A 20,903-nucleotide genomic window follows, 5' to 3' on the forward strand; every position below is an offset into this window, starting at 1 on the left:
GTATCAGGCCTCCCGGCTACGCGCACACATCATCGTTGCTTCGCACACCACTTTACCATCAACCAGCGCGACGCCTTTAAAACGAGTCAGGCCGCGACGGGTTTTCTCGAAAGTGACTTCCATAATCATCTGATCGCCTGGTACTACCGGACGTTTGAAACGCGCTTCATCAATCCCGGCGAAGTAATAGAGTTCACCCGGTTCGAGCTTACCTACGCTTTTGAATGCCAGAATGCCGGTGGCCTGAGCCATCGCTTCCAGAATCAGCACGCCCGGTAAAATCGGTTTACCAGGGAAGTGCCCCTGGAAAAACGGCTCGTTAACAGAAACATTTTTTACTGCGCGCAGAAAACGACCTTCTTCAAAATCCAGCACACGGTCTACCAGCAGGAACGGGTAGCGGTGAGGGAGAAGTTCCAGAATCTCTTCAATGTGCAGAGTATGAGTTTCAGTAGTCAAAATACTCTTCCTGTCTAAATATACTAAAAGGCAATAATAACACGGCCTGCGGCAATCTTATGAATGCAACAGGCCGAAAATTTTTACACTTCATCTCTCAGGCAGCGTCTTTGTCAGCGGTGGTTGCCGCCCCGATACTGCTTTGCATGATTTTGTGTGTCAACTGATGCGCTAATCTTGCTGATTAACCTTACGCTCAATCGATTTGAGGCGTTTGTTTATCTCATCAATATTCATCACCAGCGCCGCGGTTTTACGCCACACCTTATTCGGTTGCAGCGGAATCCCTGAAGAATAGACGCCAGGCTCGGTGATAGGACGCATGACCATCCCCATACCGGTGACGGTGACTTTGTCGCAGATTTCCATATGTCCGTTGATTACGCTGGCTCCGCCAATCATGCAGTAACGGCCAATTTTCAGGCTGCCTGCCATGATAACGCCACCTGCAACGGCAGTATTGTCACCAATCACAACGTTATGCGCAATCTGACACTGGTTATCAATGATAACGCCATTGCCGATCACGGTATCATCCAGCGCACCACGGTCAATGGTCGTACAGGCGCCGATCTCCACGCGATCGCCAATGATGACGCGACCGAGCTGCGGGATCTTCACCCAGTTGCCGCGGTCGTTGGCATAGCCGAAACCATCGGCACCGATAACGGTGCTGGACTGAATCAGGCAATTCTCACCGATCTCAATCTCGTGGTAAACGGTCACGTTGGCCCACAAACGGGAGCCAGCACCAATTTTAGTCTTTTTCCCAACGAAGCACCCGGCGCCAATCACCACATTGTCACCCAGCACAACATCAGATTCGATCACGGCGTTAGGGCCAATCGAGACGTTTTTACCCAGCGTCGCCGTGGCATCAATCACCGCACTCGGGGCGATATCCTGCGCCGGCTGCGGCGTGGTATCCAGAATTTGAGCCATTCGCGCATAGGTCAGGTAGGGATTACGCACTACCAGCGCGGCGCTTTGGGCAAAAGGTAAATCATCCTGCGTCATGACAACGGCAGAAGCCTGGCAAGCGGCCAGGTGCTCACGGTACTTAGGGTTGACCATGAACGTAATATGACCTGCTTTTGCAGTCTGCATGGACGCAACGCCGGTGATGACGATATCGCCATCACCGTGTAATTCTGCATCCAACTGCTGTGCTAGATCAGCCAGTCGAATAGAAGGCATTACTTATTTAACCTGTTTCAGCACATCAGCGGTGATGTCTTTTACATCGCTGCTGTTGTATGCAACGGCATTAGAATCAACAACCAGGTCGATGCTCTGGCTGCTCGCTACGCTTTTCACAGCAGTCTGGATACGGTTAACCAGTTTGCCGCGCTCTTCGTTGGAGCGACGTGCACGATCCTGCTCAAAAGACTGCGCCTTCTGAGAGAAGGTCTGGCGCTGAGCCATGACGTCTTTTTCCAGCTTGGTACGGTCAGCACCCGGTTTCATGGACTGCAGACGCTGCATTTTGGACTGCAGATCGCCTTCCATACGCTGCAGCTCGCTCGCGCGGCCTTTGAACTCGTTTTCCAGCGTGTTAGAAACGCCTGTTTTCTGGGCAACCTGTTGGAACAGGCTGTTCATGTTAACCATTGCAATTTTATCTGCCGCCTGAGCGGAAGTTACCATTGCTAAACCCAGACCTGCAGCTAATAACCACTTTTTCACAATTAACTCCTTACCATCCCATGAGTACCCAGGGGTACCGTTATTTGCGTGGCCAGGCGATAACCGTGATTATCGCCTAAAGTCAGCGCTATACTGCACTTACATTCCATTGCTGCCCGCAATTACCAGGTTTTACCAATGTTAAACTGGAACTGCTCGGCCTTGTCTCCTTCGTACTTTTTAAACGGTTGGGCGTAGGAGAATACCAACGGCCCCAACGGCGACATCCACTGTACCGCAATACCAGCGGACATACGGATGTTGCTCGGATCACCGTAATCCGGATAACCCGCGTAAGCGCTCGAATCCCAGTGAGTATCCCACACGGTACCCATATCCCAGAAGAAGGAGGTACGGACCGAGTTAGCATATTTGTCGCTGATAAACGGCGTCGGAGTAATCAGCTCCAGGCTGGCCACGGCCATGGCGTTACCGCCCACTGCATCATCCGATTTACACGGTGCAGATTCAGTGCTCTTACAGTTACTGTCATAGTTATCATCGCCATCGTGGCGATTGCTGGCCGGGAAATAAACCGCTTTCGGACCAATGGTGTTCGACTGGAACCCGCGCACGGTGCTTGAACCACCGGCATAGAAGTTCTCGTAGAACGGCATCTCTTTGCTGCCAATACCGTCGCCATAGCCGAAGCGAGTACGTCCCAGAACCACCCATTTGTGATCGTTATCGATCGGCACGTAGGTCGCGGTATCCAGCGTAGCTTTGTAGTATTCGTTATCAGAACCTGGAATGGTCACTTTACCATTCAGGTTGACACGCGAACCTTCCGTCGGGAAGAAGCCGCGGTCGAGCTTGTTATAGGTCCAACCGTAGTTGAAGGTGAAGTCGTTGGCGCTGAATGAGTTTTTATCATCGGTATTTTCCGGATATTGACCCATTGAGTTCAGATAACGCCACATCGACACCTGCGGCTGCATATTGGACAGGGAGTTATGGACATACCCTAAGCCCGCGCGCAGCGTATTGTATTCGTTAACCGGGAAGCCCAGCGTAACGTCCGTACCATAGCTTTTGTTGGTATAGTCAGACAGATCCGCATCGTTCGCGTCGAAGTCGTTATAGAAAATACGACCACCGAGACTCACGCCATCAACGGTGAAATACGGGTTAGTGACCGACAGTTCAGTATAGGTCTGGTAATCGTTTTTGGTGCCGTTAATTCCGACGGAATAGCCGGTACCCAACCAGTTGTCCTGCTGAACACCGGCCTGGAAGCTGACGCCACTTTCCGTACCGTAGCCGATACCAAAGTTGAAGCTACCGGTGTTACGTTCTTTGACTTTATAGACTACGTCGACCTGATCCGGGCTGCCCGGTACGCGCTGCGTATCGGTATCGACCGTTTCAAAATAGCCTAAGCGGTTGAGACGATCTTTACCCTGGTCGACCAGATCGCTGCCCAGCCATGCCCCTTCCATCTGACGCATTTCGCGACGCAGAACGGAGTCTTTGGAGGTGTCGTTGCCCTCGAAGCGAATTTTACGTACGTAGTAACGGTTGCCCGCATCGACGTTGACGTGCAGCTTCACGGTCTTATCGCTATCGTTAATTTCCGGCTGAGACTGGACGCGCGGATAAGCGTAGCCATAGCGACCGAGGAGTTTCTTAATATCATTCTCCATTTTGGTCACTTTGGCGCCGTTATACAGCTCGCCCGGCTCGACTTTGGTCAACGCTTCGATTTCTGCCGAATGTCCCGCCAGATCGCCCGTCACCTGAACACCAGAAAGCTTGTACTGCTCGCCTTCAGTGATATTCACGGTGATATAGATGCCTTTTTTATCCGGCGTCAGGCTCACCTGAGTGGAGTCGATGTTGAAACGTGCGTAACCGCGATCCAGGTAGTAACTGCGCAGGGTTTCGAGATCCCCGGCCAGCTTCTGCTTCTGGTATTTGCGATCGCCGACCACGTTCCACCACGGCACTTCATCGCGCAGCTGGAATGTTGAGATCAGTTCATCGGTACTGAACGCATGGTTACCGACAATATTAATCTGCTGGATTTTCGCCGAGACGCCCTCCTGGAATACCAGTTTCAGGTCGACGCGGTTACGCGGCAGCGGCGTAACGACAGCTTTTACGCTGGCGCTGTACTTACCGACGCTGTAGTAGAAATCTTCCAGCCCTTTCTCGATATCAGCGAGGGTCGTGCGGTCAAGGGACTCCCCAACGCGAACGCCGGATGCCTCAAGGTTTTGCTTGAGCATGTCATCCTTCACCGACTTATTACCGGAGAAAGTGATGCTGGCAATCGTTGGGCGCTCTTTCACCTGCACCAACAGGGTATCACCATCGCGCAGGACGCGGACGTCCTCAAAGTTGCCAGTGGCAAACAAAGCACGAATGGTGTTACTGATATCATCATCGGTCACCGTATCGCCAGGACGCACGGGCATACTGAGGAGGGCCGCACCAACAGCGACACGCTGCAAGCCTTCGAAATGAATGTCCTTCACCACGAACCCTTCAGCACCGTATACGGTTGCGCTGCTAAACAGCAGCGACGCTATGAGCAACTTTTTCATCGCCATCGTTATTATGCGTTCTTCCTAACAAACTCTCTTACAACCGAGAGAAATCATTGAAAAGTGCAAGCCCCATTAACAACACCAGCAGTATTGAGCCAATGCGATAACTAAAGTCTTGAACTCGCTCGGATACCGGCCCGCCCTTCAGCTTTTCAATCGCCAAAAATAGCAGGTGCCCCCCGTCCAGGACGGGAAGCGGGAACAGATTGATTATTCCGAGGTTCACGCTAATCAGCGCAAGGAACATCAGATAGTAAATCAATCCAAACTCCGCTGACATTCCAGCCCCCTGGGCGATAGAAATCGGCCCGCTGAGGTTGTTCAGTTTGACATCACCGGTTATCAATTTACCCAGCATCCTGACGGTTAATGACATCAGTTGCCAGGTTTTATCCGTGGCTTCAGCAATGGCGGCAAACGGCCCGTACTGACGCACTGTTTTATATTCATCAGGCAGCGGGATGACCTTAGGTACGACCCCTGCAAACCCTTCGGCTTTACCTTTTGCGGATCGGCTATCTGGCGTCAGCGTAACAGACAAGGGACTCCCCTGTCGCTCGATGTCCAGAATCAGCGCCTTACCCGGATTATCACGCACCAGATTTACAAACGTCATCCACTGCGTTAACGGTTGACCATCGACTTTAACGATCCTGTCGCCCGCTTGCAAACCGGCCTTCTGCGCCGCCGAACCAGATTGTACTTCAGCCAGCACCGTATCAATCTGCGCGCTGCGAGGCTGAATACCCAGCGATGTCACCGGATCTTGTTTATCCGGCTCAAACGCCCAGTGCCGCAGATCGAGGATTTTATCCTGGCGCTGACTGCTCCCGAAAGGGGCGACCGTAACTATTGTTTGCTCGTCGCCTATCTTCGAGACCAGCGCCATACGCACTGCATCCCAATCAGGCGTTTCGATGCCATCTATCGCTTTAAGTTCCGTTCCTTTTGCAATTTGTGCGTGTGCGGCAATCGAGTCGGGTACTATTTCACCAACAACCGGACGGACACCAGGGACACCGATGATAAACACCAGCCAGTAGGCAAAGATGGCAAAAATGAAGTTCGCGACAGGACCAGCGGCAATGATGGCCGCACGCTGGCCAACGGTTTTGTTATTGAAAGCGTAGTGGCGCATCTCAGGCGCCACTGGCTCGACGCGTTCGTCGAGCATTTTGACATAGCCGCCGAGTGGAATAAGAGCGATGACGAATTCCGTTCCCTGCTTGTCAAAACGTCGCCATAACGCTTTACCAAAGCCGATGGAAAAGCGTTCAACGCGAACGCCGCAGCGACGAGCCACCCAGAAATGGCCAAACTCATGCACGGTGATCAATACGCCCAGCGCAATGATAAAGGCAGCCAAATTCCAGAGAACGCTTAGCATAAAACCTTCCGTCAAATCGTCCTGAAGACCAACAATAGCAGACAAGCAAACACCGGTACCGCCGCCGTCAGGCTATCGATACGATCCAGTATTCCACCGTGTCCGGGAATCAGATGACCGCTATCCTTAATGCCGGCCTCTCGCTTAAACATACTCTCTGTCAGATCGCCCAGCACCGATGCCAGTGCCGCAACAACGGAACACACCAGTAATACCGTTGGGGTAACATCCAGATTCGCCCACTGACCGTAGGCCCAGGAGATGATCGCTGCCGTCACCAGGCCGCCGAAGAACCCCTGCCAGGTTTTACCCGGAGACACTTTCGGTGCCAGCTTATGCTTGCCGAACATCTTGCCAAACATATAGGCGCCAGAATCCGCGCCCCAGACCAGAATCATCACGTACAGCAGCCACAGCGCGCCGCTGTAATGGTTATCCGCATAATGCCAGGCGCGCAGCGCCAGCATGCCCCAGAAGAACGGGACGATGGTCAGAATACCAAAGATCAGACGCAGCGCTTTCGAGTTGCGCCAGAAAGCAGCGGAGGCCGGGTAAGAAAGCACCAGCAGCAGCGCCACAATCCACCAGCCAAACGACGCCCAGAGCGATCCCTCAACCAACGGTTGATGAACGTCGTAGTGATATTCCGGCATCAGGAAAAGCATCAACGCCAGTAGCAGGCCACACAGCAGCGCCAGCCAGATGCGTTGTGAAGTTGAAGTGAAACCGCTAAATTGCCCCCACTCCCACGCAGCGAGCATACACACCACGAGCGTGACGATGGCAAAACCCGCAGGCGGCAACAGAAAAAGCGCCGCAATCACCACGGGGATTAAAACGAAAGCCGATATCAGGCGATACTTCAGCAAAAGTGACCCCCATCAGGCATGATTGCCACCCGGCTCAGTGCCGCCGAAACGACGCTCTCGATTAACAAAGGCATGGAGTGCACCTTCAAAGTCCTGTTCAGCAAAATCGGGCCAAAGAACATCGGTAAAGTAAAGTTCGGCATACGCAATTTGCCAAATCAAAAAATTACTGATGCGATGCTCTCCCCCGGTCCTAATAACTAAATCTACAGGTGCCAGTTCATGCATACAGACCTGCTGACTCAGCATGTCTTCCGTGATCTGTTCGGGCCGAAGTAACCCGTTCTGAACCTGTTCGGCCAGATTGCGGACACCCTGAATAATATCCCAGCGCCCACCGTAGTTCGCCGCAATATTCAGCGTTAAGCCCGTGTTGTTCTCCGTCAGCGCTTCCGCTTTGCGGATACGCTCCTGCAGGCGAGCATTAAAACGCGTCGTCTCGCCGATGATCCGCAGACGAACGTTATGCCGATGCAAGCTTTTCACTTCGCTATCCAGCGCCCAAACGAACAGCTCCATCAGAGCACTGACTTCCTGCTCGGGGCGGTTCCAGTTCTCGCTGCTGAATGCATATAGCGTCAACGCTTCAATACCATTGTTCGCCGCGAAGGAGACCGCGCGACGAACCGACTTCGCCCCGGCTTTATGGCCGAATGCGCGAATTTTTCCTTGCTGTTTCGCCCAACGACCGTTGCCGTCCATGATAATGGCGACATGACGACAGCCATGCGCAGGCGATATTTCGCTGACAGTGTGATTAGCAGACAACATAACGCGTTTTAAGTCCATAATAAGGATTAGCCAAGCCACTAAACGCGAGCAACCGGTCAGCGCTGTATACGCATTTTTATCCAGTGCCGAAGCTACAGCTAATCGCAGAGAACAACCCAAAGCTTTACGCAAAAAAGCCGTGTTTTTCCACGGCCACCACAATCTTTTACAACAAAATGCAACGATTGGGTGGCGCAGACTATATCACCGAAGCCCAGCGCCCACAAATATCACAACGTGTCGTGAGGTTCAGCCCCGCGTTGTCAGATGTTTTATCTGCTTCTGCGCAACGACCCTGGCCTGAGCATCAATAACCAGCACTTCATCAATGCTTTGCGGCTCATCAAGCGCCAGCTGATCCAGTACCGCCAGGTTGACTCCCGCAATATCGGTAAAGCGAATCTCTTCAGCCAGGAAGGCCGCCACGGAGATTTCGTTGGCCGCATTCAGTGCCGTTGTCGCCGCCTGACCTTGATCAAATGCGTCCATCGCCAGCTTGAGACACGGATAGCGCCCGTAGTCCGGCGCGGAAAAGCTCAGCTGACTCAGCTGGCAGAAGTCTAACGCCGGCACGCCAGAATTCAGGCGGTCTGGCCAGCCCATCGTATGGGCGATAGGCGTACGCATATCCGGTTCGCCGAGCTGCGCAATGACGCTGCCGTCAAGATAACGCACCATCGAGTGAATGACGGACTGCGGATGGATCAGCACTTCCATCTGCCGGGCTGAAGCGTTGAACAACCAGCGGGCTTCGATATATTCCAGCCCTTTGTTCATCATCGTGGCGGAATCGACAGAGATTTTGCGTCCCATTGACCAGTTGGGGTGACGGCAGGCCTGATCCGGCGTCATCGCCGCCAGTTCCGCTATCGCCGTTTCCCGGAAAGGACCACCGGAACCGGTCAGCAGAATCGACGATACGCCGTTCTGCGTTAAGTCAGCGTATCCAAGATTATGCTGTACGGTTACAGGCATACTCTGAAAAATCGCGTTATGTTCGCTGTCCACGGGCAGCAGGTGCGCACCATACTGCTGTACGGCATCCATAAACAGACGTCCGCAGGTGACCAGCGACTCTTTATTCGCCAGCAGCACCGTTTTGCCGGCACGGATGGCGGCCAGCGTTGGCACCAGCCCCGCAGCACCCACAATCGCCGCCATGACCTGGTCAACGTCGTCCAGCGCAGCCACTTCAGCGGCAGCCTGCTGGCCGCTCAATACGTCAGTGCGGCTACCGTTTTCACGCAGGCGGATGCGCAGCGCGTCGGCGCTTTGTACATCGTCCATCACCGCGTAGCGGGGAGAAAATTCCAGACATTGTTCAACCATGCGGTCGACATTTTTCCCTGCGACCAGCGCGGCGATGGAAAAGCGATCGGGGTTATGGCGCACCACATCCAGCGTGCTGCAGCCAATTGAACCGGTCGAACCGAGAACGGTTAATTGCTTCATGAGATGTCCAGAAGAATTGAGACAGGATAAAAAGAAAAACGCCGTCAGAAAGCCCTTACGCCACAATGACCCGGGAGCAGATCGGCGGTCTATCACCTTCAGCAAGCGTGCCAAAGGCTACAGGGCCGACCGTTTTAACACAATCCCAGGAATTGAGCGTTCGGTCTTCTGTACGGCGTTTCAGACTTAACGCCCGCAGCTCATCAATCAAAGTGGGCGGCGAGCGTATCGGCAGAGAATCAGAACTGCATCAGTTCCGCTTCTTTATCGGCCAGCGCCGCATCCACTTTCTTAATGGCGGCGTCAGTCATTTTCTGCACGTCGTCCTGAGAACGGCGATCGTCATCTTCGCTGATCTCTTTGTCTTTCAGCAGCGCTTTAACTTTGTCGTTAGCATCACGACGCACGTTACGGACAGACACGCGAGCCTGTTCGGCTTCGGCACGCACGATCTTAGTCAGATCTTTACGACGTTCTTCGGTCAGCGGCGGCAGCGGAACGCGGATGTCGGTACCCGCAGAGCTCGGGTTCAGACCGAGATCGGAAGCCATGATCGCTTTCTCAACGGCCGGGCTCATCGAGCGATCGAATACGTTGATTTTCAGTGTACGGGAGTCTTCTACCGTGACGCTTGCCAGCTGACGCAGAGGCGTCGGCGTGCCGTAATATTCCACGACAATGCCATCCAGCAGGCTGGGAGAAGCACGACCCGTGCGTATTTTGCTGATTTGGGTTTTGAACGCTTCGACGCATTTTTCCATGCGTACTTCAGCATCTTTTCTGATATCGCTAATCACGTTACGAATCCTTGAAAACTTGTCTCAGACAGACCAGACGGTCGCTCACCGTAAAAGTGAGCTAAGTATAGTCAGGTTTAATGCAAATCACCGGGCAATAAGCCCGCGAAAGTAAGGCGGAATATTACCCGGATTTGGCGCTGACGGGAATTATTCCGTAATCAATGTGCCTTCTTTTTCGCCCATCACCACGCGACGCAGTGCGCCGGGTTTGTTCATGTTGAAGACGCGAATCGGCAATTTATGGTCACGCGCCAGGGTAAAGGCGGCCAAATCCATGACTTTCAGTTCTTTATCGAGCACTTCGCTGTAGGTCAGCTGATCGTACATGGTGGCAGACGGGTCTTTGGCCGGGTCAGCGGTAAACACACCGTCGACTTTGGTGGCTTTCAGCACAACATCGGCTTCGATTTCAATACCGCGCAGACAGGCAGCGGAATCGGTGGTGAAGAACGGGTTACCGGTCCCTGCTGAAAGAATCACTACGCGATTGTTACGCAGCAGGCTGATGGCTTCCGCCCAGCTGTAGTTATCACACACGCCATTCAGCGGAATCGCTGACATCAGGCGAGCGTTCACATAGGCGCGATGAAGTGAGTCACGCATCGCAAGGCCGTTCATCACCGTTGCCAGCATGCCCATGTGGTCGCCCACAACGCGGTTCATCCCCGCTTTCGCCAGCCCAGCACCACGGAACAGGTTACCGCCACCAATCACTACGCCAACCTGAATACCCAGTTCAACCAGTTCTTTGATTTCCTGAGCCATACGGTCAAGTATGCTTGCATCAATACCGAAGCCTTCCGAACCCTGCAGAGCTTCGCCACTTAACTTAAGCAGAATACGTTTGTAGACGGGTTTTGCATTGGTAGCCATGTTTCTTTCCTGAGACTGTCAACGAGTGAGATGAGTTAATTCTGGCGACATTGTATGCCGCTTTTCAGCACCGCCACTATAAGCGATGAGCTGAATTTACAAAACGGGCACAAAAAGAAGCCGCCCTCAGGCGGCTCCTTTTGAAAATTAAGACTGCTTGGACATCGCAGCAACTTCTGCTGCAAAGTCAGTCTCAACTTTCTCGATGCCTTCGCCCACTTCAAAGCGGATGAAGCCAGTAACGTCGGCATTGTGCTCTTTCAGCAGCTGAGCAACAGATTTGCTCGGGTCCATAACGAAAGGCTGGCCGGTCAGAGAAACTTCGCCGGTGAATTTCTTCATGCGGCCTTCAACCATTTTCTCTGCGATTTCTTTCGGCTTACCAGACTGCATCGCGATGTCCAGCTGAACCTGGTACTCTTTCTCAACCACTTCAGCAGAAACGTCTTCCGGCTTAACGAATTCCGGCTTGCTTGCTGCGATGTGCATTGCCAGCTGTTTAACCAGCTCCTGGTCAGCGCCTTTAGCCGCAACCAGAACACCGATACGTGCGCCGTGCTGGTATGAACCCAGAACGTCGCCTTCCAGGGAAGCCACGCGACGGATGTTGATGTTCTCACCGATTTTAGCAACCAGCGCAACACGCTCTTCTTCGAACTGTGCTTTCAGAACTTCAACGTCGGTGATTTTGCCAGCGACCGCAGCGTCCAGTACTTTATTAGCAAATGCCTGGAAACCACCATCTTTAGCAACGAAGTCAGTCTGGCAGTTAACTTCCAGAATGATGCCGTAGGTACCGTCGATCTTAGTGATGATCACGCCGTCAGCAGCAACGTTACCTGCTTTTTTCGCCGCTTTGATTGCGCCGGATTTACGCATGTTTTCGATTGCCAGCTCAATGTCGCCGTTCGCTTCGGTCAGCGCTTTTTTGCAATCCATCATGCCTGCGCCAGTACGCTCACGCAGCTCTTTTACCAGGGATGCGGTAATTTCAGCCATTCTTAAATCCTCGGGAGATGTGAACTGCCCGGCCGGGGGCCAAACAGTATAAATTGAAAAAAGGGGCCGAAAATGGGCCCCTATTCATACACGGTACTAATAAGGGGTGAAACCTTATTATTCAGCTTCTACGAAGCTTTCTTCCGCCTGAGAAGCCAGATCCTGAGAACGACCTTCACGCACGGTTGCAGCTACAGCGCCCAGGTACAGGCTAACAGCGCGGATTGCGTCGTCGTTACCCGGGATAACGAAGTCTACGCCGTCCGGATCGGAGTTAGTATCAACGATAGCAAATACCGGGATACCCAGGTTGTTTGCTTCTTTGATAGCGATGTGCTCGTGGTCAGCGTCGATAACAAACAGTGCGTCCGGCAGGCCGCCCATGTCTTTGATACCGCCCAGGCTGTTTTCCAGCTTGTCCAGCTCACGAGTGCGCATCAGCGCTTCTTTCTTGGTCAGCTTCTCGAAAGTACCGTCCTGGGACTGAGTTTCCAGGTCTTTCAGACGTTTGATGGACTGACGAACGGTTTTCCAGTTAGTCAGCATGCCGCCCAACCAGCGATGGTTCACGAAGAACTGGTCGCAGCTGTTAGCAGCTTCTTTTACCGCTTCGCTTGCAGCGCGTTTAGTACCAACGAAAAGGATTTTACCTTTACGAGCAGAGATCTTGTTCAGTTCAGCCAGAGCTTCGTTGAACATCGGTACAGTTTTCTCAAGGTTGATGATGTGAACTTTGTTACGCGCGCCGAAGATGAAAGGCTTCATTTTCGGGTTCCAGTAACGGGTCTGGTGACCAAAGTGAACACCAGCCTTGAGCATGTCGCGCATGGAAACAGTTGCCATGTTTAAAACCTCTATAGATAAAGTTGGGGTTATGCCTCCACGTATCCCATATTACCGACCCTAAAGGGCACCCCGGAATATGTGTCGATACGTGTGTGTTATTTACACAAAGTGAGATTTGTCGCTTCAGTCCATCCTGTGTAGTACGAAATGGAACGGAAGTCCGGCGCGCTTTATACCACAAAACCCGATCGGAAACCAACTGTTGTTGACGCTGAGTGCTGTTAATGATTCTCAATTTGGCACCAGGACACCCGGACTGTTAACATTGGCAGGAATAACTCTATTATTGTCGAAAAAACCGACACAGCTGGACACAATCCATGGCTATATCTATCAAGACATCTGAAGACATCGAAAAAATGCGCGTCGCCGGCCGCCTGGCCGCTGAAGTGCTGGAAATGATCGAACCCTACGTTAAACCGGGCGTCAGTACCGGCGAACTGGACCGCATCTGTAACGATTATATTGTTAACGAACAGAAAGCGATCTCCGCCTGCCTCGGCTACCACGGTTACCCGAAATCCGTGTGCATCTCTATTAACGAAGTCGTCTGTCACGGGATTCCGGACGACGAAAAACTGTTGAAAGACGGCGACATCGTCAACATTGATGTCACGGTAATTAAGGATGATTTCCACGGCGACACCTCCAGGATGTTCATCGTCGGCAAACCGACGATTCTCGGCGAGCGTCTGTGCCGCATCACCCAGGAGAGCCTTTATCTGGCCCTGAAGATGGTTAAGCCGGGAATCAACCTGCGCGCGATCGGCGCAGCTATCCAGAAATTCGTCGAAGCGGAAGGTTTCTCGGTGGTGCGTGAATATTGCGGTCACGGTATCGGTCGCGGTTTCCATGAAGAACCGCAGGTGCTGCACTACGACTCTCCTGAAACCAATGTGGTGCTCAAGCCGGGCATGACCTTTACCATCGAACCGATGGTCAATGCCGGTAAGAAAGAGATCCGCAGCATGAAAGACGGCTGGACGGTGAAAACCAAAGACCGAAGCTTGTCTGCGCAGTACGAGCATACTATTGTGGTGACAGAGAACGGCTGTGAGATTCTGACGTTACGTAAGGATGACACCATCCCGGCGATAATCTCGCACGACGCATAACGAAAAGCCGGCGCCCGCCGGCTTTTTTTATGACGGGCGTCCTGCCCGTCACCCGATGGGCCGTCGCGGGCGACGTTAAAAATCGCTCCCGGCGATTTTTTATGGGCGATAGTTATTTTCTTATGGTGACGCGATGAGCAACTCTTTACCTGACACTGTCTCCCCTACCCTCTCCGGTCAGCCAGAGAATCCGGGTAGCTGGCCGCAAGGTGATTTGACCTGTGCCACCATCAAGGCACACCTCGATATTTTCCAGCGCTGGCTGGGTGAAGCGTTTGATAGCGGTATCGCCGCCGGGCAGCTAATCGAAGCGCGCACCGAATTTATCGACCAGTTGCTCCAGCGCCTGTGGATTGATTTTGGTTTTGGTCCGGTCAGCGATCTGGCGCTGGTCGCGGTCGGGGGGTATGGCCGCGGCGAGCTGCACCCGCTCTCCGACGTCGACCTGCTGATTCTCAGCCGCAAAAAACTCTCCGATGAGCAGGCGCAGAAGGTGGGCGAACTGCTGACGCTGCTGTGGGATATCAAGCTCGAGGTCGGCCACAGCGTACGCACGCTCGAAGAGTGCCTGCTGGAAGGACTGTCCGATCTTAGCGTCGCGACCAACCTGATTGAATCTCGCCTGCTGATTGGCGATGTGGCCCTGTTTCTTGAACTGCAGAAACATATCTTCAGCGATGGTTTCTGGCCTTCAGAGAAGTTTTTTGCCGCCAAGGTCGAAGAGCAGAACATCCGCCACCAGCGCTACCACGGCACCAGCTATAACCTCGAACCAGATGTGAAAAGCAGCCCAGGCGGCCTGCGAGATATCCACACCCTACAGTGGGTCGCCCGTCGCCACTTCGGCGCCACCTCGCTGGATGAAATGGTTGGCTTCGGCTTTCTCACCGAAGCCGAACGTAACGAGCTTAACGAATGTCTGCACCAGCTGTGGCGGATTCGCTTTGCGCTGCACCTCGAGTTAAACCGCTACGATAACCGCCTGCTATTCGACCGCCAGCTCAGCGTCGCCCGCCGACTGCGCTACGAAGGCGAAGGCAATCAGCCTATCGAATACATGATGAAGGATTTTTTCCGCGTCACCCGGCGGGTCAGCGAACTGAATCACATGCTGCTCCAGCTGTTTGATGAAGCAATCCTCGCCCTCACCGAAGATGAAAAGCCGCGGCCCATCGATGATGATTTTCAGCTGCGCGGCACGCTGATTGACCTGCGCGACGATACGCTGTTTATGCGCGAACCGCAGGCGATCCTGCGCATGTTCTATATTATGGTGCGTAACAGCAACATCACCGGCATCTACTCCACGACGCTTCGCCACCTGCGCCACGCGCGGCGCCATCTGACGCAGCCGCTGTGCTATATCCCGGAAGCGCGCACGATTTTCCTCAGCATGTTGCGCCACCAGGGCGCGGTCAGCCGGGGGCTGTTGCCGATGCACCGCCACAGCGTACTGTGGGCCTATATGCCGCAGTGGTCGCATATTGTGGGCCAGATGCAGTTTGACCTGTTTCATGCCTATACGGTCGATGAACATACGATCCGCGTGATGCTGAAGCTGGAAAGCTTCGCCAAAGAAGAGACCCGCAGTCGCCACCCGCTGTGCGTAGAACTGTGGCCTCGCCTGACGCACCCGGAGCTGATTCTGATTGCCGCCCTGTTCCATGATATTGCTAAAGGTCGCGGCGGCGATCATTCTGTCCTCGGTGCCCAGGATGTGCTGAAATTCGCCGAGCTGCACGGGCTTAACTCGCGGGAAACCCAGCTGGTGGCCTGGCTGGTGCGCCATCATCTGTTGATGTCGGTCACCGCTCAGCGCCGTGATATTCAGGATCCGGAGGTCATCAAGCAGTTTGCCGAAGAGGTGCAAACCGAAAACCGCCTGCGCTACCTGGTGTGCCTGACCGTCGCCGATATCTGTGCGACCAACGAAACCTTGTGGAACAGCTGGAAGCAGAGCCTGCTGCGCGAGCTCTATTTCGCCACCGAAAAACAGCTGCGTCGCGGGATGCAAAGCACGCCAGATATGCGCGAACGGGTACGCCATCATCAGCTGCAGGCGCTGGCGCTCCTGCGGATGGAAAATATTAATGAAGAGGCGCTGCATCAAATCTGGAATCGCTGCCGCGCCAACTACTTCGTGCGCCATACGCCGAACCAGCTCGCCTGGCACGCCCGCAATTTGCTCAAACACGACCTGAGCAAACCGATGATCCTGCTCAGCTCGCAGGCCACGCGCGGCGGGACCGAAATTTTTATCTGGAGCCCGGACCGCCCGTACCTGTTTGCCGCCGTCTGTGGCGAACTGGATCGCCGCAACCTCAGCGTTCACGATGCCCAGATTTTTACCACCCGCGACGGCATGGCGATGGATACCTTTATTGTACTGGAACCGGACGGCAGTCCGCTTTCCGCCGATCGTCATGAGATGATCCGCCACGGCCTGGAACAGACCATCACCCAACGCAGCTGGCAGCCGCCGGCCCCGCGCCGTCAGGCGGCGAAACTTCGCCATTTCTCCGTCGTTACCGAAGTCAATTTCCTGCCAACGCACACCGACAGAAAATCGTTTCTTGAGCTGATTGCGCTCGATCAGCCGGGCCTGCTGGCTCGCGTGGGTCAGGTGTTCGCCGACCTCAATATTTCGCTTCACGGGGCCAGAATTACGACAATTGGTGAGCGAGTAGAAGATTTATTTATAATCGCGACGGCGGACCGGCGTGGGCTTAATAATGCGCTCCAACAAGAAGTACAACAACGGTTGACAGAGGCCCTCAATCCAAACGATAAAGGGTGACGAACTTTTAATGTGTAAAGAGAAAGAGTAAAACAATGCAGCAATTACAGAATGTTATTGAGTCCGCTTTTGAGCGTCGCGCCGACATCACGCCGGCAAATGTGGATACCGTAACCCGCGAAGCGGTTAACCAGGTGATTTCTCTGCTTGATTCCGGCGCGCTGCGTGTCGCTGAAAAAATCGATGGCCAGTGGGTCACCCATCAATGGCTGAAGAAGGCGGTTCTGCTCTCTTTCCGTATTAACGATAACCAGGTTATCGACGGTGCGGAAAGCCGCTACTTCGATAAAGTGCCGATGAAATTCGCTGACTATGATGAAGCGCGTTTCCAGAAAGAAGGCTTCCGCGTGGTTCCGCCGGCGGCGGTTCGTCAGGGCGCATTTATTGCCCGCAACACCGTGCTGATGCCGTCCTACGTCAACATTGGCGCCTACGTTGATGAAGGCTCCATGGTAGATACCTGGGCCACCGTGGGTTCCTGCGCGCAGATCGGTAAAAACGTGCACCTGTCCGGCGGCGTCGGCATCGGTGGCGTGCTGGAGCCGCTGCAGGCTAACCCGACAATCATCGAAGACAACTGCTTCATCGGCGCACGCTCTGAAGTGGTTGAAGGCGTGATCGTTGAAGAAGGTTCCGTGATCTCCATGGGCGTGTACCTGGGTCAAAGCACCAAAATTTACGATCGCGAAACCGGCGAAGTCCATTACGGCCGCGTTCCGGCGGGCTCAGTGGTGGTTTCCGGCAACCTGCCGTCGAAAGATGGCAAGTACAGCCTGTACTGCGCCGTTATCGTGAAGAAAGTGGATGCGAAAACTCGCGGCAAGGTCGGCATTAACGAACTGCTGCGTACCATCGACTAAGCAGAATAAAAAGCGGGAGATATCCCGCTTTTTTTATATTTGAAGCTGGCGAAGATGGATCTTTTCGTTAATTATTCAAAGGTTATGATGATATCAAAGGTACCGTTATGTACGATAATCTGAAAAGTCTTGGCATTACCAATCCTGATGAGATCGATCGCTATAGCCTGCGGCAGGAAGCCAACAACGACATTCTGAAAATCTATTTTCAGAAAGACAAAGGCGAGTTCTTCGCCAAAAGCGTCAAGTTTAAATACCCGCGCCAGCGTAAGACCGTTGTCGCAGATGGCGTAGGCCAGGGGTATAAAGAGGTTCAGGAAATTAGCCCGAATCTGCGCTACGTTATCGATGAGCTGGATCAGATCTGCCAGCGCGATCGCACCGAAGTCGACCTCAAACGTAAGATCCTTGACGATCTGCGTCATCTGGAAAGCGTCGTCACTCATAAGATCAGTGAAATTGAAGCCGATCTGGAAAAACTGACGCGGAATAAATAAGTTGGTTTTCACTCCCTGGCCGGCGATGCTTTCCGGGGAGAGACCCACAGCAACCCGGAGAAGACACTGTGTCGCTATCCGGGCTATCTTCTAACGCTGTTCATCCAGCTGCAGCGCAATATAAAGCAGCAGACGATCGTCAAAACTCCCCAGGTCCAGTCCCGTCAGTTCAGCAATACGATTCAGGCGATACTCCAGCGTATTACGATGAATAAACAGCGCCTTTGACGTCGCCAGCGGCTGCACGTTATGGCGAAACCAGGCTTGTAGAGTACGCCGCAACAGACCGTTATTATCCATCGCCTTCAGCCGGACCAGAGGACGGGCGAGTTCATTGGCCTGCCAGCCGCCGCGCAGGCTATCGAGCAGCACCGGTAACATTAAATCCTGATAAAAATAGCTGCGGCTCTCGGGCATCCGCTGTTTGCCGACCATCATCGTGGTACGCGCGGTGCGCCAGGAACGGGCGATGCTGCCGGGGCCGGTAAAGAAGTTCCCCAGCGCCACGCGAAAGCGCAGCTGGCCGTTTTCTTTCATTCGGGCGATCAGCTGATCGATTCGTTTGCGGTGATCCTCCGCGTCCCAGCGACCAAAGGCATTGAATGCCGGTTTGAGCACCACCATCTCGGTCAGTGAGACAATCGCCACCAGATTGTTGCGATCGGGCGTGGTCAGGGCGGTTTGCAGCTGCTGCAGTTCGGCCATGGCGCTGTCTACCCCGAGCTGACCGCTATCCACTTCAATCATCGCGACCACGCGAGGCTGGTTCAGATCGATGCCCAGCCGCTGCGCCCACTCGGTTAAGGCGGGCGTATTCTCTTCTGCCTGAATCAGGTTCATGACCAGCTCTTCACGCAGGCGGCTATCCTGGGCCAGAAGATGCATTAACCGCGACTGCTCCAGCATCATCTCGGCGGTCATGCACACCAGCTCGCCATATTTGCGCAGCGTTTCTGGTTCGCCGGTGAGGCCAATCACGCCGACGATCTCCCCCTCCAGACGCAAAGGCAGGTTAATCCCCTGACGCACGCCGTGTAGATGACGAGCAACCGCATCATCAATATCCACGACCCGCCCCTGGGAAAGCACCAGCAGCGCCCCTTCGTGCAATTCCCCAATTCGCTCGCGATCGCCGCTGCCGATAATGCGCCCGCGGGCGTCCATTACGTTGATATTGGTATCAATGATGCGCATCGTTCGCGCAACGATATCCTGCGCCATGTTGGTATCAAGATGCCAGCCAGCCATGTAACCCTCCCGTCAACAGGGGGTCAGCATAAAAGAGTTGGCCGAACGTCGCATTGTGCATATGCATAAAGCCAGGCAGAGAAGTATGGAGTTGCGGGTGGAGTCACAGAAAGGAAAGCGCGGCGGATAGCGGGGCAAAAAAAAGCCCCTTCCCGCAACGAGGAGAAGGGGCTGGTTTAGCCGTTAGCGATTACTGCATCAGAAGATAGATAGTGCTATCGCCACGCTGGATGTTCAGCGCCAGCACCGAAGGTTTGGCATCAAAGATTTTGCGCAGATCGGCGATATTTTTCACCGGCTGCTGGTTAGCGCCGACGATGATGTCGCCTTTCTTGAGGCCAATTTGTGCCGCCGGAGTCCCCGCTTTCACATTATTGACCACCACACCTTTGTCCTGACCTTTGTTGCTCATTTCCGCACCTTCAATACCATTGAAGATGGTGCTGGAGTCAACCTGAGTCTGGTTGCTCTGCTGCAGTTCGACGGTCGCATTGACCGCTTTGCCGTCGCGTACCAGTCCCAGCTGGACTTTGCTACCGATAGGCATAGTACCGACTTGCGCACGCAGCGCCGCGAAGCTGCTGATAGGCTTACCGTTCAGCGAGGTAATCACGTCACCGGCTTTGATACCGGCCTTCGCCGCCGCAGAACCCGGCATAACCTGGCTGACGAAGGCACCGCGCTGCGCATCGACCTTCATCGCTTTCGCCAGTTCAGAGTTCAGCTCGGTCCCCATAATACCCAGCTCGCCGCGTTTCACCTGGCCATACTTAACCATCTGCTCGGTCAGGTTTTTGACCATGTTACTCGGGATGGCAAAACCGATACCGATATTGCCGCCGTCCGGCGCCAGGATCGCGGTATTAATCCCGATCAGTTCGCCGTTCAGGTTAACCAGCGCACCGCCGGAGTTACCGCGGTTGATCGCCGCATCGGTCTGGATAAAGTTTTCGTAGTTTTCAACGTTCAGGCCACTACGGCCAAGCGCGGAGACAATACCCGAAGTGACGGTTTCACCCAGACCAAACGGGTTACCGATCGCGACGGTGTAGTCACCGACGCGCAGCGCATCGGAATCTGCCAGCTTAATCGCCGTCAGATTTTTCGGATCCTGAATCTGGATCAGCGCAATATCGGAACGCGGATCTTTGCCAACGACTTTGGCATCAAACTTACGTCCGTCGCTCAGCTGTACTTTAATCGTGGTCGCATTATCCACAACGTGGTTATTGGTCACGACATAGCCTTTAGCCGCATCGATGATCACCCCGGAGCCCAGCGCCATAAATTTCTGCTGCTGACCGCCATCTCCCGGCGCCCCGCCGCCCTGTCCACCGCCCTGACAGAACGGAGAACTCTGGAACGGCGAACCATCCTGGCAGAACGGTGAATTATCACCAAAGAACTGCTGGAAGTTACGCGGCATCCGCGGAGTGTTGACCGTTGTGCTGCCTTCAACATTAATGCTGACAACCGACGGCATCACTTTTTCCAGCATCGGGGCCAGGCTTGGCATTTGCTGTGTACTTGAGGCCGAAGAGGACGTTTCTGCCGCGCTCGCAGAGAGCGGGGATAACGCCAGACCTAAACTCAGAGCCAGTGCACTCATTGCTAACGTGGTTTTTTTCATATGTCTCAATCTCGATTTTAGATAATGCAAATTGCTATGTATGTGACTATCAGAGTCATTTTATC

18 protein-coding genes are annotated in these 20,903 nt (G+C 53.8%); 4 read left to right on the forward strand and 14 right to left on the reverse strand.

Features of this window, described 5'->3' with window-relative positions:
- Window positions 1-3 precede the first annotated feature (3 nt).
- From fabZ to rpsB, 12 genes are all read right to left on the reverse strand, one after another.
- The gene (gene fabZ / locus OQV00_RS21650; protein ID WP_004858132.1) at window positions 4-459 is read right to left on the reverse strand and encodes a 3-hydroxyacyl-ACP dehydratase FabZ; all 456 of its coding nucleotides are present in this window, start codon (window positions 457-459) and stop codon (window positions 4-6) included.
- Window positions 460-630: 171 nt separating this feature from the next.
- The gene (lpxD, locus tag OQV00_RS21655) at window positions 631-1,656 is read right to left on the reverse strand and encodes a UDP-3-O-(3-hydroxymyristoyl)glucosamine N-acyltransferase (protein WP_004858130.1); all 1,026 of its coding nucleotides are present in this window, start codon (window positions 1,654-1,656) and stop codon (window positions 631-633) included.
- A 3-nt stretch (window positions 1,657-1,659) separates the two neighbouring features.
- The gene (gene skp / locus OQV00_RS21660) at window positions 1,660-2,145 is read right to left on the reverse strand and encodes a molecular chaperone Skp (protein WP_004858127.1); all 486 of its coding nucleotides are present in this window, start codon (window positions 2,143-2,145) and stop codon (window positions 1,660-1,662) included.
- Between the two features lie 122 nt (window positions 2,146-2,267).
- Window positions 2,268-4,697, reverse strand: a complete 2,430-nt coding sequence (gene bamA / locus OQV00_RS21665) for an outer membrane protein assembly factor BamA (protein ID WP_004858125.1) — start codon at window positions 4,695-4,697, stop codon at window positions 2,268-2,270.
- A gap of 31 nt (window positions 4,698-4,728) precedes the next feature.
- Complete coding sequence (rseP, locus tag OQV00_RS21670; protein WP_004858123.1) at window positions 4,729-6,081, reverse strand: sigma E protease regulator RseP; 1,353 nt, start codon at window positions 6,079-6,081, stop codon at window positions 4,729-4,731.
- Window positions 6,082-6,092: 11 nt separating this feature from the next.
- The gene (gene cdsA, locus OQV00_RS21675) at window positions 6,093-6,950 is read right to left on the reverse strand and encodes a phosphatidate cytidylyltransferase (RefSeq protein ID WP_032716598.1); all 858 of its coding nucleotides are present in this window, start codon (window positions 6,948-6,950) and stop codon (window positions 6,093-6,095) included.
- A gap of 12 nt (window positions 6,951-6,962) precedes the next feature.
- On the reverse strand, window positions 6,963-7,721 hold the full coding sequence (gene ispU, locus OQV00_RS21680) for a (2E,6E)-farnesyl-diphosphate-specific ditrans,polycis-undecaprenyl-diphosphate synthase (RefSeq protein WP_004858119.1): 759 nt from the start codon (window positions 7,719-7,721) through the stop codon (window positions 6,963-6,965).
- Between the two features lie 249 nt (window positions 7,722-7,970).
- Entirely contained in the window at window positions 7,971-9,173 is a 1,203-nt protein-coding gene (gene ispC, locus OQV00_RS21685; protein ID WP_004858116.1) for a 1-deoxy-D-xylulose-5-phosphate reductoisomerase, read from the reverse strand.
- Between the two features lie 239 nt (window positions 9,174-9,412).
- Window positions 9,413-9,970, reverse strand: coding sequence for a ribosome recycling factor (frr, locus tag OQV00_RS21690; protein ID WP_004858114.1), 558 nt, complete (start codon window positions 9,968-9,970; stop codon window positions 9,413-9,415).
- A gap of 150 nt (window positions 9,971-10,120) precedes the next feature.
- Complete coding sequence (pyrH, locus tag OQV00_RS21695; RefSeq protein ID WP_004858112.1) at window positions 10,121-10,846, reverse strand: UMP kinase; 726 nt, start codon at window positions 10,844-10,846, stop codon at window positions 10,121-10,123.
- Window positions 10,847-10,993: 147 nt separating this feature from the next.
- Window positions 10,994-11,845 (reverse strand): translation elongation factor Ts, encoded by an 852-nt coding sequence (gene tsf, locus OQV00_RS21700; protein WP_015585106.1) that lies wholly within the window; start codon window positions 11,843-11,845, stop codon window positions 10,994-10,996.
- A 117-nt stretch (window positions 11,846-11,962) separates the two neighbouring features.
- Window positions 11,963-12,688, reverse strand: coding sequence for a 30S ribosomal protein S2 (gene rpsB / locus OQV00_RS21705; protein ID WP_004858107.1), 726 nt, complete (start codon window positions 12,686-12,688; stop codon window positions 11,963-11,965).
- Window positions 12,689-13,011: 323 nt separating this feature from the next.
- Here rpsB and map point away from each other — a divergent pair, with 323 nt between their 5' ends.
- The 4 genes from map (at window position 13,012) to OQV00_RS21725 (ending at window position 17,960) form a co-directional block, all read left to right on the forward strand.
- Window positions 13,012-13,806 (forward strand): type I methionyl aminopeptidase, encoded by a 795-nt coding sequence (gene map, locus OQV00_RS21710; protein WP_004858106.1) that lies wholly within the window; start codon window positions 13,012-13,014, stop codon window positions 13,804-13,806.
- 133 nt (window positions 13,807-13,939) lie between these two features.
- Entirely contained in the window at window positions 13,940-16,603 is a 2,664-nt protein-coding gene (gene glnD / locus OQV00_RS21715; protein ID WP_004858104.1) for a bifunctional uridylyltransferase/uridylyl-removing protein GlnD, read from the forward strand.
- Window positions 16,604-16,638: 35 nt separating this feature from the next.
- Window positions 16,639-17,463: a 2,3,4,5-tetrahydropyridine-2,6-dicarboxylate N-succinyltransferase gene (dapD, locus tag OQV00_RS21720; protein ID WP_004858103.1), complete on the forward strand. Its 825-nt coding sequence runs from the start codon at window positions 16,639-16,641 to the stop codon at window positions 17,461-17,463.
- Window positions 17,464-17,570: 107 nt separating this feature from the next.
- A complete protein-coding gene (locus OQV00_RS21725) occupies window positions 17,571-17,960 on the forward strand; it encodes a DUF3461 family protein (RefSeq protein ID WP_004858100.1) in 390 nt (129 codons plus the stop codon).
- Window positions 17,961-18,050: 90 nt separating this feature from the next.
- On the opposite strand, the gene OQV00_RS21730 is transcribed toward OQV00_RS21725, so the two are convergent.
- Window positions 18,051-19,208, reverse strand: coding sequence for a CdaR family transcriptional regulator (locus tag OQV00_RS21730; protein WP_004858098.1), 1,158 nt, complete (start codon window positions 19,206-19,208; stop codon window positions 18,051-18,053).
- A gap of 190 nt (window positions 19,209-19,398) precedes the next feature.
- The gene (degP, locus tag OQV00_RS21735) at window positions 19,399-20,838 is read right to left on the reverse strand and encodes a serine endoprotease DegP (RefSeq protein WP_004858096.1); all 1,440 of its coding nucleotides are present in this window, start codon (window positions 20,836-20,838) and stop codon (window positions 19,399-19,401) included.
- Between the last annotated feature and the right edge of the window lie 65 nt (window positions 20,839-20,903).

The organism is Klebsiella sp. DY2415 (genome assembly GCF_026314315.1).
Taxonomy (GTDB): domain Bacteria; phylum Pseudomonadota; class Gammaproteobacteria; order Enterobacterales; family Enterobacteriaceae; genus Klebsiella; species Klebsiella ornithinolytica.